This is a genomic window from Pseudarthrobacter sp. J47, assembly GCF_049810315.1.
In the GTDB taxonomy this organism is placed as follows: Bacteria; Actinomycetota; Actinomycetes; order Actinomycetales; family Micrococcaceae; genus Arthrobacter.
This window is the reverse complement of record NZ_CP187358.1, coordinates 180,888-194,970: the sequence shown is the minus strand read 5'-3', so window position 1 is coordinate 194,970 and position 14,083 is coordinate 180,888. Positions and strand designations below refer to the sequence as shown.

Below are 14,083 nucleotides of genomic sequence, written 5' to 3'. Positions count from 1 at the left end.
GGAGGAGTGGTGATGTCCAAACTGGAAGCCAACGAGGAGAGCGGCCGGAACGAAACGCGTGAAGAGCGCATGGACCGCAACTGGGGCGAACTCCTCCAGGAGCTCCGGGTGCTCCAGACCGGCGTCCAGATCCTCGCAGGCCTGCTGCTGACGCTGCCGTTCCAGGAGCGCTTCGCCACGTTGGACGACTACCAGGTGGGCCTCTACCTGACCAACGTGGTCATCGCCTCCCTTACCACCGCATGCATCCTGGTGCCGGTCAGCATCCACCGCCGGTTGTTCCGGAAACGGCTGAAGGAAACCCTGGTGACCAGCGCCAACACCCTGACCAAGGTTGCGCTGGCCGGCGTCGGACTGCTGAGTGCGGGCACCGCGGCCCTGGTTTTTGACGTCACGGCCGGACGGGCTGCCGGCCTCTACGCGGGAGGAATTCTTTTGGCCCTGCTGGTGATCCTGATGGTCTACGTGCCCAGCAGGCTCAGCAAGGGCGGCACGGGGACAACCAATGGCTCATCACCGACCCCGGGAGGAAACGACGATGCGTAAATGGTTCAAAGAGCATGGGCTCCTGCTGGTGAATCTTGGCCTGTTCGTGGTGTTCCTGGGCGGCATGATCCTCACGGGTGCCGCGAACTACAACGAGGAGCAGGCGGCCCACGGGCAGCCCACCGTTTCCGTCCTCGGGTTCCTTGGAACGGGCGAATTCGTGGAGGCCACCTTTGAAAACTGGGAGTCCGAGTTCCTCCAGATGGGCATGTACGTGGTGCTCACCATCTTCCTTTTCCAGAAGGGATCCTCGGAGTCCAAGCCCATAGGCCCGGAGGCCGAGCAGGACCAGGAGCCGCGTAAAACCTTCACCGAGGACGGCGCCCCGGGCCCAGTGAAGAAGGGCGGCTTTGCCCTGAAGGTCTACGAGCACTCGCTGTCCCTGCTGCTGTTCGGCCTGTTTTTTGCCTCGTTCGCCCTGCACGCGGTGGGCGGCGCGGACGCCTACAACGAGGAACAGCAGAGCCACGGCGGCGAAACCGTGACCACTATGCAATACCTGGGTACAAGCAGGTTCTGGTTCGAGTCCTTCCAGAACTGGCAGAGTGAGTTCCTGGCCGTGGCCGTCCTGGTGGGCGCCTCCGTCTACCTCAGGGAGAAGGGCTCGCCCGAATCAAAGCCGGTGGACGAACCCCATTCGGAGACGGGCGCCTGACCCCTACGCGCCTTCCAGGACCTGGCGGGTTGCCAGCGTGAGGTACTTCGCGGCCTGCCCGACGGCGTCTTCCGTGGTGGGAGCGACGTCCAGCAGCTGCGCGGCGGCTTCGATGCCGTGGCCTGCGAGTTCCTCCATGGTCACCAGGATGCGTCCGGCCACCACGATCACCGGAATCCCGCGTTCACGGGCGGCGTCCGCCAGCGCGATGGGCGCCTTCCCGGTGAGCGACTGCGAATCCATGGACCCTTCGCCCGTGATGACAAGGTCCGCGTTCGCCAGCTGATCCGCCAGACCGGTCAGGCCCGCCACCAGCGCGAAGCCGCCTTCCAGCCGGGCATTGGTGAAGGCAAGGAACGACGCCGGGAAGCCGCCGGCGGCGCCCGTGCCCGGAACGTTGACGTCCCGGCCTGTTGCTTCGCGGAGGATCGACGCCCAGTTGCGCAGGCCGGCGTCGAGCTGCTCAACGGCGTCCTCGTCTGCACCCTTCTGCGGGCCGAAGACGTGGGCGGCACCCTCAGGGCCATACAACGGATTGCGGACGTCCACGGCGATCCGGAACGTCACGGCGGCCAGGCGCGGGTCCAGTCCTGAAACGTCAAGGCTGACGACGTCGGCAAGGGAACCACCGCCCAGCGGCACCACGTTCCCGGCGGAGTCCAGCGGCTTCAGGCCCAGGGCACGGAGCGCGCCGCTGCCGCCGTCGGTCATGGCGGAGCCGCCCAGGCCCAGGACGATCTCGGTGGCGCCGGTGTCCAACGCGGCGGCTATGAGCTGGCCGCAGCCGTAGCTGTGGGCGCGCAGGGCGTTCTCGCGGGTGGGCTCGATGTGGGCCAGGCCCGAAGCCTGCGCCGTTTCGATGACGGCGGTGGAATCGTCCTTCCGGAAGGCCCAAGCGGCACCAACAGGCGCCAGCACCGGACCCACCACAGCGTTCAGCCGCTCCTCGTAGCCGGCCGCAACGGCAGCCTCCAGGGTTCCTTCGCCGCCGTCGGCAATGGGGAACTGGGTGGTTACGGCATCCGGGTAGACCCGCAGGGCGCCCTCGGCGATGGCGGCGGCGGCCTCGGCAGCGGTGAGCGAGCCCTTGAATTTGTCCGGGGCGATAAGAATGCGCATGGCTCTATCCTGCCAGCTACGCCGGGAAAGCGCTTGCCCTGGCTGAAAACCCGGCCCAATATTTCGCGGCTTTACTCCCCGGCCGCCCCGCATCAGGGACCTACAATGATGGAACCGTTCCACCATGCCGCGCCCGGAGAGGAACCCTATGACTGCCGAATCCCAGGACCTGGCGGAGCGCTGCCGGGACCTGGAACGCCAGCTGGAGGAACAGGCCGCGCTGCTTGAGGAAGCCCGCGCCGCCCTGATCGGCGCCGCGGCAGACCTGCCGGGCGCACCAACTGAATCCCTACCCAGCCAGGATCCGCACGGCAGCGAAGTGAAGGAGCCCGGGCTGGCCATGATCCGCCGCCTGCGGCTTCAGCTCGCCGAAGAACTGCGCCAGGCCACCCACGCCGGCTCCGCCCTGGTCCTCGAATACCAGCCCGTGATCACCCTGGCGGACAACAGCATCGAGGGCGTGGAGGCACTACTCCGCTGGGACCACCCCGTCCACGGCCGGCTGGCCCCGGACGCCATCCTCCCGCTCGCCGAAGAAGCCGGACTCCTGCCGGACGTTACCGCCTGGGTGCTCCGCACCGCCGTCGGGCAATTGTCCGCCTGGCAACAACAGGGACTGGCCGGCGGCACGTTCACCATGCGCGTCAACCTGGCACCATCCCAACTGCAAAGCCTGCAGTTCGCCGACGACGTCCGGGCCCTTGCCGCGGCCACCGGCGTGCGGCCCCAGCAGCTGATCTTCGAGCTGACCGAGAAGGCGATCGTCACCGGCAACGATCTTGACCGCTACTCACTGGCGGCCCTGCGGAACCTGGGAATCGGCGTCGAGATCGATGACTTCGGCGCAGGGTATTCGTCCATCAGCTACCTGCAGCGGCTGCCGGTGGACAAAGTGAAAGTGGACAGGTCCCTCATCGCCGGCCTGGGAGTGGAGAAGAAGCAGTCGGCTTTTGTAGCCGCGGTGCTGCAGCTGATCCGCGCGTGTGGCCTGGACGCCGTATGGGAAGGCGTGGAAACCGCCGGGCAGGCGGCGGAACTCCGGCGGCTGGGTTGCACCAGCGCGCAGGGATTCTTCTTCGGCAGGCCGCAACCACCGGTTGCACTGGAGCCGCTCCTTCGAGCCGGATTTATAAAAAGCGACAAGTAAATCGCCAGTCCGTGCGAAAACACGGGGCTTGACTATAAGATTTGGAAACGGCCCAGGCCGTACGGGGGCACCTTTTATCCCAACTTCATCAGGAATCCCACAGTGACTTCAGTACGAGTGCAGGCTTGGGGAATCATCGCCGGCGTCCTGGCCAATGACGATCCCGCCAACGCGGCCATCCGCCGCCGCCTCTGCGAACATCTTTCGGACTACCCGCTGGAGCCTGAGCGCGCCCTGTTCCTCCATTTACAGGAAACCCGGGAGCTCCCCGACCTCCCTGACAGTACCGGGCAGGAAGCCGCTTCGGGCACTGAGCCGGCTGCCGCCGTCGAACATCCCGGATCCCTGCAGCGGAACATGCGCATCAGCGAACTGCTGCACAACCGCATGCTGCTCACCGCCTTCCAGCCGATCATGGACCTTCGGCTGGGGACCGTGGTGGGCGTGGAGGCACTCTCCCGTTTTGTCACTGACGACGGCGCCAGTCCTGACGTGTGGTTCGCCGAGGCCACGTCGCTGGGCCGCGGAGCCGATCTTGAGTTTTCCGCTGTGGGTTCCGCGCTGCGGACTGCCGAGCAACTGCCCGGGCACACGTTCCTGTCGATCAACATCTCGCCGTCGTCATGCCTTGATTCCCGGCTCGCCGGACTGCTGGCCGCCGGCGAAATCCCGTTGGACCGGATCGTGCTGGAACTGACCGAAAGCGTCCGCGACGACGTCTACCCGGACGTGGTTTCCGCCCTGGCCCCGCTCCGCGCCCAGGGCCTGCGGATCGCCGTGGATGACCTCAACCCGGACCTTGGCGCGATGAGCCGGATGGTGCAGCTGGGCCCCGATTTCATCAAGCTGGGGCGGAACATCATCAGCGGCATCGACTCGGACGTGCGGCAGCAGCAGCTCGCGGCAGGCATGGTGGATTTCGCGGCCCGCATGGGCTGTTCACTGGTTGCCGAAGGCGTGGAAAACTCCGCGGAACTCGCCGCCCTGGCAGCCTGCGGCATTACCACCGGCCAGGGCTATTTCCTGGGCCGCCCCACGGTGCAGCCGCAAGATTGGGCCAGCTGGAGCAAGCAGGACGCCGGGAAAACGCCCTGACTGGCGCTTCCCCTGCGTAGCTCCCTTTTATTCTTCGTGCCCCTGGTCACCGCTCATCTGGTCCTCCGCGGGCGGGGTCTCCCCCGGCGGTACTCCCCCGCCGGGCTCCAGGCCCGTGATGTTGCCGGCAGCGGGATCCGGGTTTGCTGACGTGGCGGAATCCCTGTGTTCGCCAGGGTTCCTGAGGTCCCGGTCCTTTAGGTCGGGGTCTCCCCGGCCGGCGGAGTCACTGTCGCGATGAATCTTGCGCATGGTTCTACCTTCCTCTCGGCGGATTTCCTGTGTGTATGGAATAATCATAAGCCTACTGATCATTTTGTGAGAAGGAGCAGAAGATGGGACTCGGAGACAACATCAGCAAGGCAGCAGAGAATGCCATGGAGGATCTCGCGGGCACGTCAACGCCCGAGGAGGAAGCCGCGGCAGCCAAGAAGGGCACCCCGGATCCGGCCGATCCACAGGATGACGTGGAGGTGCACTCCTCGCTCAGCGAAGGCTCAAACGCCATGGACAAGGAACGCCACGAGGAAGGCGAGCGGGATACTTCCGCCCCCGGTTCGCTCCACAACGACGGCGAGTAGCCGGGCTACCGGCCTGCCCAGGCACCGCGCTCACGCAGGACGTCCCTGAGCAGGTCCGCCCGGTCCGTCACCAGGCCATCAACGCCCAGGTCCAGCAGCCGGTGCATCTCCGCGGGACCGTTGATGGTCCACACATGCACCTGCAGCCCTGCATCGTGCGCGCGCCGCACCATCCCCGCCGTCACCACGCGTACGAACCACTGGCGGACGGGAACCTGGAGCGCATCAACGTTGCGGAGCAGCCGCGCCATCAGCAGCCGGTGCAGGCGTGCCGGAAGCACCGGGCCCAGCAACACAAACGCGGCATTCGTCACCACACCGGCGGATGACGCAACGCGCTGGTTAAGCAGCCGCTGGACGGCCCGGCGTCGGCGGTCCGAAAAGCTCGCCACGAGCACGCGGTCGTACAGGTTCAGGTCCTCGATCGCCCGGGCCAGCGGCTTCACCGAATTCCAGTCCTTAACATCCAGGTTCAGCTTCACGTCCGGAAACGCGGCGGCCAACTGCGCAAGCGTGGGCACCGGTTCCCTGCCGCCGATCCTCGCCGTGGCAACCTCGGCGCTGCTCATATCCGCGATCCGTCCGGGCGTGCCGGTCACGCGATCAAGGGTGCTGTCGTGGAAAAGCAGCACCACGCCGTCGGACGTGGTGTGGACGTCCGTCTCCAGGTACCGGTACCCGAGCCCGAGGGCGGCGCGGAACGCGGCCATGGAATTCTCCAGGCCATCCTGCGAAAAGCCGCGGTGGGCCATGGCTATGGTGCCCGGCGGGTCAAAAAACGGCAGCGCATCAGTCACATTCTGAAGCGTACTCCGCCGGCTCAGGAGAGGTGGGGAAGGATCTCCACGCCGTCGCTGCAGTGCAGCAGGGTGCGGCCGCGGCCTTCGTCCAAGTGGACCCAGACGGTGCTGTAGTCAGGAGTCATGTCCTCCACCAGGCCGCTGGTTTCAAAGCCCGGGGCGAGCCGGACCATCACGCGGTCCCCCTGGCGGAGGTCCTTCCAGTGCGGCGCCGGCTGCGCGCGGCCCATCTGCCCATCCAGCAGTTTGCGGCTGATTTTTCGTCCCATGATGTCCCCCGGATTCGCGTCTTGCCTGTTCAACTGAGGCTAGCGTAGAGCGCGAGGGTGAACGTCAGGTGATACCCAGGTGTCAGTTAGCTGTGAAATTGCCCAGCATGGCCAGCCTGGCCTCGAGGATCTGCGCCACGCCGTCGTCCTCAAACGCCGGGGCAACCTGGCCGGCAGCACGGATGGCATCAGGGTGACCGCTGGCCATGGCATAACCGTGCCCGGCCCAGCGCAGCATCTCAATATCGTTGGGCATGTCGCCGAAGGCCACCACGTCCGCGGCATCGATCCCCAGCGACTCCGCGTATTTGGCCAGGGCCACTGCCTTGTTGACGCCCGGAGCGGACAGTTCCAGCATGGCCACGCCGGGGGCGGAATGCGTCACCGTAGCCAACTGCCCGACGGCGGGAGCCACCTCCGCGAGGAAATCATCCGCGGTGCCCTCCCGGAGGATCGCCAGGAACTTTACGACGCCGTCATCCGGAGTCAGCGTGTCCGCCAGCGGCGCGGGGGTGACTTCGGCGAGGAGTTCACCGGAATCGTTCTCAATGAAACCCGGTTCCAGGTGGAATCCGCTGAGGGTTTCGGCGGCAAACAGGGCCGAGGGGCGAAGATTCTTGATGATCTGCCGGATGTGCAGGACGTCATCCAGGCCCATCAGCTGGGCGGAGATGAGGCGGTCGGCGTCGAAATCCCACACCACGGCACCGTTGGAGCAGATCACGGTTCCGGTGTGGCCCATTTGTTCATCGAGCGGGGCGAGCCAGCGCGGCGGGCGGCCCGTAACGAAGACGAGCTTGATCCCGGCGGCGCGGCAGGCGTGGAAGGCGCGGACGGTGCGGCTGCTGATCCGGCCATCGTGCCCAAGAATCGTTCCGTCCATGTCACTCGCTACCAACCGCATTCCGTCAGTCTACGATGGACCGCATTCCGGCCACAGTTGACGCAGGGTCCTATCGCTCGAGTATTATTGCGTTATCCGGAATTAAGTTTCCGCAATACGAAATACCTCCTTGTTTTCCTGATCCGGAAGGATGCCGATGTTGCTCGCCCAGTTCAACCAGGCGGACCGCACTGACGCGGAAGCCGCCCTGCGTCCCTGCCTTGATATCCAGCGCTGGATTGACGAGGTAGTGGACGCCCGGCCGTTCGGCAGTGTAGCCGAACTCCAGTCCGCTGCGGCGGATGCGGCACAGCCCTTCACCGCTGACGAGGTGGAAGCCGCGCTGGCCCACCACCCGCGGATTGGCGAGCGCGCCGCTGGCAACACCGCGGAAGCCAGGTTCTCCCAGAAGGAACAGCAGAGCCTGGGCGAGGCGGATGCGGAGACCATGGCCGCCCTGGCCGCCGGCAATGTTGAGTACGAAAAGAAGTTCGGCCAGGTGTTCCTGATCCGCGCCGCCGGCCGCAGCAAGCCCGAAATCCTGGCAGCACTGCAGGAACGGCTGGGGCACACGCCCGAACAGGAAGAACCCATCATCCAGGAGCAGCTCCGGCAGATTGCCCTGCTGCGGCTAGAAGGAGTTGTCAGCGAATGAGCGTTTCACACGTCACCACCCACATCCTGGACACCACCACCGGCAAGCCGGCAGCCGGGGTTCCCGTTGCCCTTCTCGCCCGCGGCGCTGCCGGCTGGGAGACCATCGGAGAGTCCACCACCGACGCCGATGGCCGGGTCAAGGACCTTGGCCCGGAAGCCCTCGAAACCGGAACGTACCGCCTGGAGTTCCAGACGGCGTCGTACTTCGAGGCACTGGGCACGGAAACGTTCTTCCCCGAGGTGGTGCTGACGTTCTCAGTCCGCGCCGAGGAAGCGCACTACCACGTGCCGCTGCTGCTCAGCCCGTTCTCCTTCTCCAGCTACCGCGGCAGCTAAGCACAACCGCCCGCAGGCGATCGAGCCCAACTAGGTAGCAATAGGTGCCCCTATGAACGCTCATAAGGGCACCTACTGCTACCTAGTTGGGAGGGGGAAGACGGACCTAACCGCGCCCCACGAACGGCATGCCCGCCGCCGTCACCACCAGGGAACCCACGCTGGCCGACGCGGGCATGCCGGCCATCAGCAGCACCGCGCGGGCGGCGTCGGCAACGGGGAACGTGGGCTCCACCTTGCGGCTGCCGTCTGCCTGCAGCGCACCCTCCCCCACGCCGATGGTGTCCATGATGTCCGTGGCGGTGTTGCCGATATCGATCTGCCCGCACGTGATCCCGAAGCCGCGGCCATCCAGCTCAATGCTCTTGGTCAGGCCGGTCATGGCGTGCTTGGTCACCGCATACGCCACGGTCCGGGGGCGGGGCGAATGCGCGGAGATGGAGCCGTTATTGATGATCCGGCCACCCTGCGGGGACTGCGCCTTCATGGCCCGGACGGCCGCCGCGGCGCACAGCATGGAGCCGGTCAGGTTCACCGCCACCACCGCGTTCCAGTCCGCCACACTGATCTCATCCACCGAGCCGGCTGGCCCAAAAACACCGGCATTGTTGAACAGGACATCCACCCGGCCCCACCGTTGAAGGGCGGCGGCGAAGAGGCGCTCGACGTCGTCCGGCACCGTTACATCGCACGGCACCACCAGCGCGTGGGGATCGCCGTCAGCCGTCTCGGCCAGTGCATCTTCCCGGCGGCCCGCCAGGACCACCCGGTACCCTTCGGCGAGCATCAGCCGGGCCACGGCTCGGCCGATTCCCGAGCCCGCCCCTGTGACTACAGCTACGCGGGGCGATTCGGTTCCAGTCAATGCATGCTTCCTTTCCTACGGCGGCTCACACAGCAGCGGCCACCTGCGCTGAGGCGGCTTTCAGCCCCAGGTAAATCCGGTCCCGTGAGATGGGAAGTTCGCTGAACCGCACCCCCGTCGCGTTCCGGATGGCGTTGGCCAGCGCCGGAGCCACGGGGTTGAACGGGCTCTCACTCATCGATTTTGCCCCCATCGGGCCTAATGCGTCGGATGTGACTGCAAAATAGACCTCGCTGCGCGGCACGTCCGCGAAAGTAGGGATGTGGTACTGCCGCAGGATGTCCGTGGTGACCTTCCCGGCGTCGTCCACCACCACCTCCTCGTACAGCGCGGCACCCAGCGCCTGGGCAATCCCGCCCTCGATCTGCCCGCGGCACTGCCGGGGGTTGACCACCACTCCGGCGTCGGCGGCCTGCACGCTTTGCAGGATGCGCAACTCGCCCGTGGCGCGGTTCACCGCCACACGGAAACCGTGGACGTTGAACGCCACTGACCGCGGGGTGCCGCCCCAGCGCCCCTCCGCCGCAAGTTCGACGCCGGCTTCCGCAGCCGCCTGCGCCAGTTCCGTCAGCGGCACCCGGGTGCCCTCACACACCACCGCGTCCTGCTCCAGCACGCAGCCGGAGACCTGGACCTGGCGGATCCCGGCGGCGAAGGCCCTGATCCGGACGGCCAGTTCCTCGGCGGCGGCGAACGTCGCTTTTCCGGCTACTACCGTGCCCGCCGAGCCAAAGGCACCCGTGTCATGTTCCACCAGGTCCGTGTCCGATTGGCGGATCTGCACCCGGCTGGCCGAAGTAGCCAGCGCCGAGGCGGCCAGCTGGGCGTGGACAGTGGTGGTGCCGTTGCCGAATTCGGCGGTTCCGACGTCGGCCACGTACGTTCCGTCCGGCAGGAGCCGCACGTGCGAATGGGAGAAATGCCCGCGCGGCGGCACGGTGTCGATCATGGACAGGGCGGTACCTACGCCAACGGCCCAGTCCGGGCCGAGGTCATCCAGGCCGGCCTCGCGGTAGCGCTCGGCGCCGCGGTCCAGGGCATCCTGGACCAGGCGGGTGCACTGGTCCAGTCCGTAGCTGCCGTAGTGCACGTCCTCTTCAGGCTCGGAGTGCGTGGAGAGCATGTCGTCGCCCTCCCGGACCATGTTGCGGCGGCGGAATTCCAGCGGATCCATACCGATTTCCGCCGCCAGCTCGTCCATGCCGGATTCAATCGCGAAGATCATCTGGCTCAGGCCGTACCCGCGGAACGCCCCGGACGGAATCGTGTTGGTGTAAACAGCCTTGGCGTCCGCCTTTTTGTTGGCGCATTTGTACACCGCCAGCGACTCGCCGCACCCGTGGAACATCACACCCGGCGCATGGTTTCCGTACGCTCCGGTGTTGGTCAGGACATCCACCTGCATCGCCGTCAGCAGTCCGTCCCGGGTTGCGCCGAGCTTGAGCTTGATCGTGAACGGGTGCCGCACCGTGGAGGCCGTGAGCTGTTCGGTCCGGGTGAATTCGAGCTGCACGGGCCTGCCCAGTTTGAGGGCCGCGAGCGCCACCAGGTCCTCGGTAAGGACCTCCTGTTTGCCGCCGAATCCGCCGCCAACACGGCCGGCCACTACCCGGACCTGGTCCTCCGGCAGCCCGAACACCCGGCAGATGGTCCGGCGCACCAGGAACGGAACCTGGCTGGAGGTGCGGATCTGCAGCCTCCCGTCACCATCCACGTGCGCGATCGCGGCGTGCGTTTCCAGCGCCGTGTGCTGCACCCGCTGCGTCTGGTAGGTGTTTTCATGAACGACGTCGGCGCTTGCGAACCCTGCCTCCACATCGCCCAGGTGCGAATGAAGTTCCGCAATGACGTTGCCGCCAGGGTTCACGATCCGGCTGGCCGCCGGGTCCTTTTCGCCATGGATTGCCGGCGCTCCGGGTGCGATGGCCTCCTGCGGCGAGAACACGGCGTCGAGCGGCTGGTACTGGACCTGAACGGCCCGGGCTCCCACCTCCGCCGCCTGCACCGAGTCGGCCACCACGGCGGCCACCCGCTGCCCGATGAACCGGACCACGTTATCAAGCACACGGGTATCGTCCGGATCGTCGGTGTAGAGCTCGTGCTGGGCCGTGGAGAAAAGCTGCTCCGGGGCGTCCTCGTGGGTGAACACAGCAACAACGCCGGGCACCTGCAGCGCAGCCTCCACACCGATGCCGGTGATCCGGGCGTGCGCGTGCGGCGAGCGGACGAGTTTCATGTGCAGGAGGCCGGGAAGTTCATCTGCCGGAACATCCAGCGTGTAGCGGGCCTTGCCGGTGACGATGGCGCGGCTGGCCGGGGCGGGAACGTCGTCCCCGGTTTGTCCGGCGGTGGGTCCGGTGGTGGGTCCGGCGGTCCCTCCTGCGGTGGGACTGGCGGCGGGATCTGCGGTGGAGTTCGCCCCGGTGCTGGCTTGGACGCCGTCGTCCGCCTGCTCCGCCGCGCTGTCCGTGCTGGCCGCATGGCCGCCGTGGCCGCACACCGCGTCCTCGATCGCCCGGTACCCGGTGCACCGGCACAGGTTTCCCTTGAGGTTCCGCGGCAGGTTGGCGAGCTGGGCGTCGTCGAACGTTGCCGCCGTCATGATCATCCCGGCGGTGCAGAAGCCGCACTGGAAACCCTGGCGCTCCATAAACTGCTGCTGCATGGGGTGCAGCGCGGTGTCCTGTTGGACGTCCTCCGGCGCCCCGCCGGCGAGTCCTTCGATGGTGGTGACGGAGCGGCCCTCAGCGCGGACGGCCGGGTAGATGCAGCTGTGGACCGGCTGGCCGTCCACGTGCACGGTGCAGGCTCCGCAGTCGCCGCCGTCGCAGCCCTTCTTCACGCCCAGGCTGCCCTCTTCGCGGAGGAAGGTGCGCAGGCATTGGCCCGGGCGGGGCTGCGCGTCGGTGCGCGTTCCGTTGATCTCGATGCCCATGATCAGGCCTTTCCTTGGTTAAGTGCTGCGGCCGCCGGCGGCCAGAAGTCGCCGGAAACGGGGACTTCGACGCCGTCTGCGGCGGCCCCTGTTGCCGCGCCGAGTTCCGTGCGGATCTCCTCGGCAAGCCGGTACGTCATGTCCTTGCGCCACTGCGGGCGGCCGTGGATGTCGTTGTGAAAAAGGTCGTCGGGGATGGCGTCCGCGAGCGCCCCGGCCAGCTCACCGGCGTCGGGAAGTTCAGCGAAGCGAAGCTGGACGGGCCGCTTGGTGGCGGCGGTGACGGTGAGGACAAAACTGTCGTCCCCGGAGTCAGCACGCCTGCCGATCAGCAGCACACCGGAGCGGCCCAGGTTGCTCAGCGAGAGCCGCCGGAACGCCACACGGTCCGCCAGCGCCGGCGCCGGGAGGTGGATGCTGCGCAGGAGCTCGCCGGGCGTCAGGGCGTTCCTGGCGTCGCCGGTGATGAACTCAGCCACCGGCATGGTGCGCTCACTCCCACCGGGGCCAAGGATCAGCACCGTTCCATCCAGTCCCGCGCAGAGCGAAATCATGGGCCCGGCCGGCAGGGAGGTGCAGAGGTTGCCGCCCACCGTGGACATGTTCCAGACCTTGAAGGACGCTACAAACGAATCGCAGCACGGCCGGATCAGGTCCAGGCCGGGCCAGGCCACCGCTGGGGAGCCAGCGGTTCCCCGCACGGAATCCGGCACGGCGTACAGCTCCGCGATGGTGCAGGTGGCGGCCAGCTCAAGGCCGCTATCGGTGACAGTGACGGCGGGCCAGCCGGCGTCGCCAAGGTCCAGCAGGCGTCGCAGCGGCTCGGCTCCAAAGGCGTAGCTGCCGTACGAGAAAAGCACCGTCCCGCCGGCCAGCCAGGCATCGCCGTCGCGGAAGTCGGCCGGATCCGTGGTGCGGACTACGGCCTCAATAGTGTTCATGTCCATGAGGTTCCCCCTGAAGAATGGATGGGTCCGTGGCCGTTTTTCAGCGGGCCGGGTCCCGCTGGTGCCGCGCCAGTGCGGGCTGCCAGGACCTCGGACGTGATGGATACGGCAACCTCGGCCGGCGTGACGGCGCCGAGGTCCAGGCCGATGGGTGAATGGAGTTTCTCCAGCTGGCCTGGCAGCACCCCGGCGTCCAGCAGCCCGGACACCCGCTGCAGGTGGCTGCGCCGCGAACCCATGGCGCCCACATACGCCAGGTCCAGGTTCAGTGCGGCCGCCAGGAGCGGGATATCAAACTTGGGATCGTGGGTCAGGACGCACACCACGGTGCGCGGATCCAGCCGTCCGGCAGCGGCCTCAGCAGCGAGGTAGCGGTGCGGCCACTCGCTGACCAGGGAGTCCGCCGTCGCAAATCTTTCCTGCGCCGTGAACGCGGGCCGGGCGTCGCACAGCGTGACGTGGTAACCCAGCAGCCGGGCCGCGGGCAGGAGCGCGGCACCGAAGTCGTTGGCGCCGAAAATCAGGAACCGCGGCGCAGGCCTGCGGCTTTCCACCAGCAGTTCCACGGGTTCGGCAGCCGGATCCGCACCGCTCCGGCACGCCTCCGATGCCAGGCGGACCAGCCCCGCTCCCCCGCCGCGCAACAGCTGTCCCAGTTGCGCCGCCGCGGCGCGGACCAGCCCGGCGTCGCCGTCCAGCAGGGCCGCGAGTTCCGGCGAGCCGGCAGCATCGAACGTTCCAGGGTCAGGCACGACGACGGCGCCACGCCCACCCCTGTCCACCCTGCGGATCAGTGCCAGGGCGTCAGTGGTGGTTGCCGTTGGTGCGCGGCCGCCCACCCCCGACGGGGACAAGGCTGACAGGGACAAGGCCGACGGAGACAAAGCTGACGGGTTCAGCGGCTCGATGTGGACCTCGAGTTCGCCGCCACAGGTGAGTCCGACTGCGAAGGCATCGGCGGCGCTGTAGCCGAAGAAGCTGCGGCGGGTCACGCCGTCGTCGATTGCTTCCAGGGCGGCGGCCACCACGGCGCCTTCCACGCACCCTCCGGAAAGGCTTCCCAGGGTTTCGCCGGCCTCGGACACCAGCATGGACGTCCCCACGGGCCGGGGCACGGAACCGCCGGCCGCCACCACGGTGGCCACCGCGCATCGCTGGCCCCGGATGACGGGCTGCCAGCCGTCCAGGGACGGCATCAGGTCAAGCATGTGCTGCACTCCTTCTCTTGGCCGGGAATGCGCTGATCCT

16 protein-coding genes are annotated in these 14,083 nt (G+C 67.2%); 7 read left to right on the top strand and 9 right to left on the bottom strand.

Features of this window, described 5'->3' with window-relative positions:
* Positions 1–12 precede the first annotated feature (12 nt).
* Together ACPJW8_RS00935 and ACPJW8_RS00930 are read left to right on the top strand one after the other, a co-directional pair.
* Positions 13–546: a DUF6328 family protein gene (locus ACPJW8_RS00935; RefSeq protein WP_330188014.1), complete on the top strand. Its 534-nt coding sequence runs from the start codon at positions 13–15 to the stop codon at positions 544–546.
* On the top strand, positions 539–1,201 hold the full coding sequence (locus ACPJW8_RS00930; protein ID WP_330188015.1) for a DUF6766 family protein: 663 nt from the start codon (positions 539–541) through the stop codon (positions 1,199–1,201). The genes ACPJW8_RS00935 and ACPJW8_RS00930 overlap by 8 nt, the downstream gene beginning before the upstream one ends.
* A gap of 3 nt (positions 1,202–1,204) precedes the next feature.
* On the opposite strand, the gene ACPJW8_RS00925 is transcribed toward ACPJW8_RS00930, so the two are convergent.
* Entirely contained in the window at positions 1,205–2,320 is a 1,116-nt protein-coding gene (locus ACPJW8_RS00925) for a glycerate kinase (RefSeq protein WP_330188016.1), read from the bottom strand.
* Positions 2,321–2,468: 148 nt separating this feature from the next.
* On the opposite strand from ACPJW8_RS00925, the gene ACPJW8_RS00920 reads away from it, so the two are divergent.
* Together ACPJW8_RS00920 and ACPJW8_RS00915 are read left to right on the top strand one after the other, a co-directional pair.
* On the top strand, positions 2,469–3,467 hold the full coding sequence (locus ACPJW8_RS00920) for an EAL domain-containing protein (RefSeq protein ID WP_330188017.1): 999 nt from the start codon (positions 2,469–2,471) through the stop codon (positions 3,465–3,467).
* A 102-nt stretch (positions 3,468–3,569) separates the two neighbouring features.
* Entirely contained in the window at positions 3,570–4,562 is a 993-nt protein-coding gene (locus ACPJW8_RS00915) for an EAL domain-containing protein (protein WP_330188018.1), read from the top strand.
* A gap of 27 nt (positions 4,563–4,589) precedes the next feature.
* Here the strand turns inward: ACPJW8_RS00915 and ACPJW8_RS00910 are convergent, their stop codons facing one another.
* Positions 4,590–4,814, bottom strand: a complete 225-nt coding sequence (locus ACPJW8_RS00910) for a DUF6480 family protein (RefSeq protein ID WP_330188019.1) — start codon at positions 4,812–4,814, stop codon at positions 4,590–4,592.
* Positions 4,815–4,897: 83 nt separating this feature from the next.
* Here ACPJW8_RS00910 and ACPJW8_RS00905 point away from each other — a divergent pair, with 83 nt between their 5' ends.
* Positions 4,898–5,143, top strand: coding sequence for a hypothetical protein (locus tag ACPJW8_RS00905; protein WP_330188020.1), 246 nt, complete (start codon positions 4,898–4,900; stop codon positions 5,141–5,143).
* A gap of 5 nt (positions 5,144–5,148) precedes the next feature.
* Here the strand turns inward: ACPJW8_RS00905 and ACPJW8_RS00900 are convergent, their stop codons facing one another.
* The 3 genes from ACPJW8_RS00900 to ACPJW8_RS00890 form a co-directional block, all read right to left on the bottom strand.
* Positions 5,149–5,895: a glycerophosphodiester phosphodiesterase gene (locus tag ACPJW8_RS00900; RefSeq protein WP_330188092.1), complete on the bottom strand. Its 747-nt coding sequence runs from the start codon at positions 5,893–5,895 to the stop codon at positions 5,149–5,151.
* Between the two features lie 68 nt (positions 5,896–5,963).
* Positions 5,964–6,212 carry a hypothetical protein gene (locus ACPJW8_RS00895; protein WP_330188093.1) on the bottom strand — a complete coding sequence of 83 codons (249 nt, stop codon included), beginning with the start codon at positions 6,210–6,212 and terminating at the stop codon, positions 5,964–5,966.
* 82 nt (positions 6,213–6,294) lie between these two features.
* The gene (locus tag ACPJW8_RS00890; protein WP_330188021.1) at positions 6,295–7,116 is read right to left on the bottom strand and encodes a Cof-type HAD-IIB family hydrolase; all 822 of its coding nucleotides are present in this window, start codon (positions 7,114–7,116) and stop codon (positions 6,295–6,297) included.
* 136 nt (positions 7,117–7,252) lie between these two features.
* Between ACPJW8_RS00890 and uraD the strand changes: the two genes are divergently transcribed.
* A complete protein-coding gene (gene uraD / locus ACPJW8_RS00885) occupies positions 7,253–7,750 on the top strand; it encodes a 2-oxo-4-hydroxy-4-carboxy-5-ureidoimidazoline decarboxylase (protein WP_330188022.1) in 498 nt (165 codons plus the stop codon).
* The gene (uraH, locus tag ACPJW8_RS00880) at positions 7,747–8,088 is read left to right on the top strand and encodes a hydroxyisourate hydrolase (protein WP_330188023.1); all 342 of its coding nucleotides are present in this window, start codon (positions 7,747–7,749) and stop codon (positions 8,086–8,088) included. Before uraD ends, uraH begins: the two co-directional genes overlap by 4 nt.
* A 106-nt stretch (positions 8,089–8,194) precedes the next feature.
* On the opposite strand, the gene ACPJW8_RS00875 is transcribed toward uraH, so the two are convergent.
* Genes ACPJW8_RS00875 through ACPJW8_RS00860 form a run of 4 tightly spaced genes read right to left on the bottom strand, consistent with a single transcriptional unit; the run spans position 8,195 to position 14,043 of the window.
* On the bottom strand, positions 8,195–8,953 hold the full coding sequence (locus ACPJW8_RS00875) for an SDR family oxidoreductase (protein WP_330188024.1): 759 nt from the start codon (positions 8,951–8,953) through the stop codon (positions 8,195–8,197).
* A gap of 25 nt (positions 8,954–8,978) precedes the next feature.
* Positions 8,979–11,888 carry a molybdopterin-dependent oxidoreductase gene (locus ACPJW8_RS00870; protein WP_330188025.1) on the bottom strand — a complete coding sequence of 970 codons (2,910 nt, stop codon included), beginning with the start codon at positions 11,886–11,888 and terminating at the stop codon, positions 8,979–8,981.
* A gap of 2 nt (positions 11,889–11,890) precedes the next feature.
* Positions 11,891–12,835, bottom strand: coding sequence for an FAD binding domain-containing protein (locus ACPJW8_RS00865; RefSeq protein WP_330188026.1), 945 nt, complete (start codon positions 12,833–12,835; stop codon positions 11,891–11,893).
* Entirely contained in the window at positions 12,826–14,043 is a 1,218-nt protein-coding gene (locus ACPJW8_RS00860) for an XdhC family protein (protein WP_330188027.1), read from the bottom strand. The genes ACPJW8_RS00865 and ACPJW8_RS00860 overlap by 10 nt, the downstream gene beginning before the upstream one ends.
* Positions 14,044–14,083 lie beyond the last annotated feature (40 nt).

Bases quoted from the DNA above. Each gene is read 5' to 3' on its own strand.
- ACPJW8_RS00935 (WP_330188014.1), top strand. From the start codon at position 13: ATGTCCAAACTGGAAGCCAACGAGGAGAGCGGCCGGAACGAAACGCGT.
- ACPJW8_RS00930 (WP_330188015.1), top strand. From the start codon at position 539: ATGCGTAAATGGTTCAAAGAGCATGGGCTCCTGCTGGTGAATCTTGGC.
- ACPJW8_RS00925 (WP_330188016.1), bottom strand. From the start codon at position 2,320: ATGCGCATTCTTATCGCCCCGGACAAATTCAAGGGCTCGCTCACCGCT.
- ACPJW8_RS00920 (WP_330188017.1), top strand. From the start codon at position 2,469: ATGACTGCCGAATCCCAGGACCTGGCGGAGCGCTGCCGGGACCTGGAA.
- ACPJW8_RS00910 (WP_330188019.1), bottom strand. From the start codon at position 4,814: ATGCGCAAGATTCATCGCGACAGTGACTCCGCCGGCCGGGGAGACCCC.
- ACPJW8_RS00905 (WP_330188020.1), top strand. From the start codon at position 4,898: ATGGGACTCGGAGACAACATCAGCAAGGCAGCAGAGAATGCCATGGAG.
- ACPJW8_RS00900 (WP_330188092.1), bottom strand. From the start codon at position 5,895: ATGGCCCACCGCGGCTTTTCGCAGGATGGCCTGGAGAATTCCATGGCC.
- ACPJW8_RS00895 (WP_330188093.1), bottom strand. From the start codon at position 6,212: ATGGGACGAAAAATCAGCCGCAAACTGCTGGATGGGCAGATGGGCCGC.
- ACPJW8_RS00890 (WP_330188021.1), bottom strand. From the start codon at position 7,116: ATGCGGTTGGTAGCGAGTGACATGGACGGAACGATTCTTGGGCACGAT.
- uraD (WP_330188022.1), top strand. From the start codon at position 7,253: ATGTTGCTCGCCCAGTTCAACCAGGCGGACCGCACTGACGCGGAAGCC.
- uraH (WP_330188023.1), top strand. From the start codon at position 7,747: ATGAGCGTTTCACACGTCACCACCCACATCCTGGACACCACCACCGGC.
- ACPJW8_RS00870 (WP_330188025.1), bottom strand. From the start codon at position 11,888: ATGGGCATCGAGATCAACGGAACGCGCACCGACGCGCAGCCCCGCCCG.
- ACPJW8_RS00865 (WP_330188026.1), bottom strand. From the start codon at position 12,835: ATGGACATGAACACTATTGAGGCCGTAGTCCGCACCACGGATCCGGCC.
- ACPJW8_RS00860 (WP_330188027.1), bottom strand. From the start codon at position 14,043: ATGCTTGACCTGATGCCGTCCCTGGACGGCTGGCAGCCCGTCATCCGG.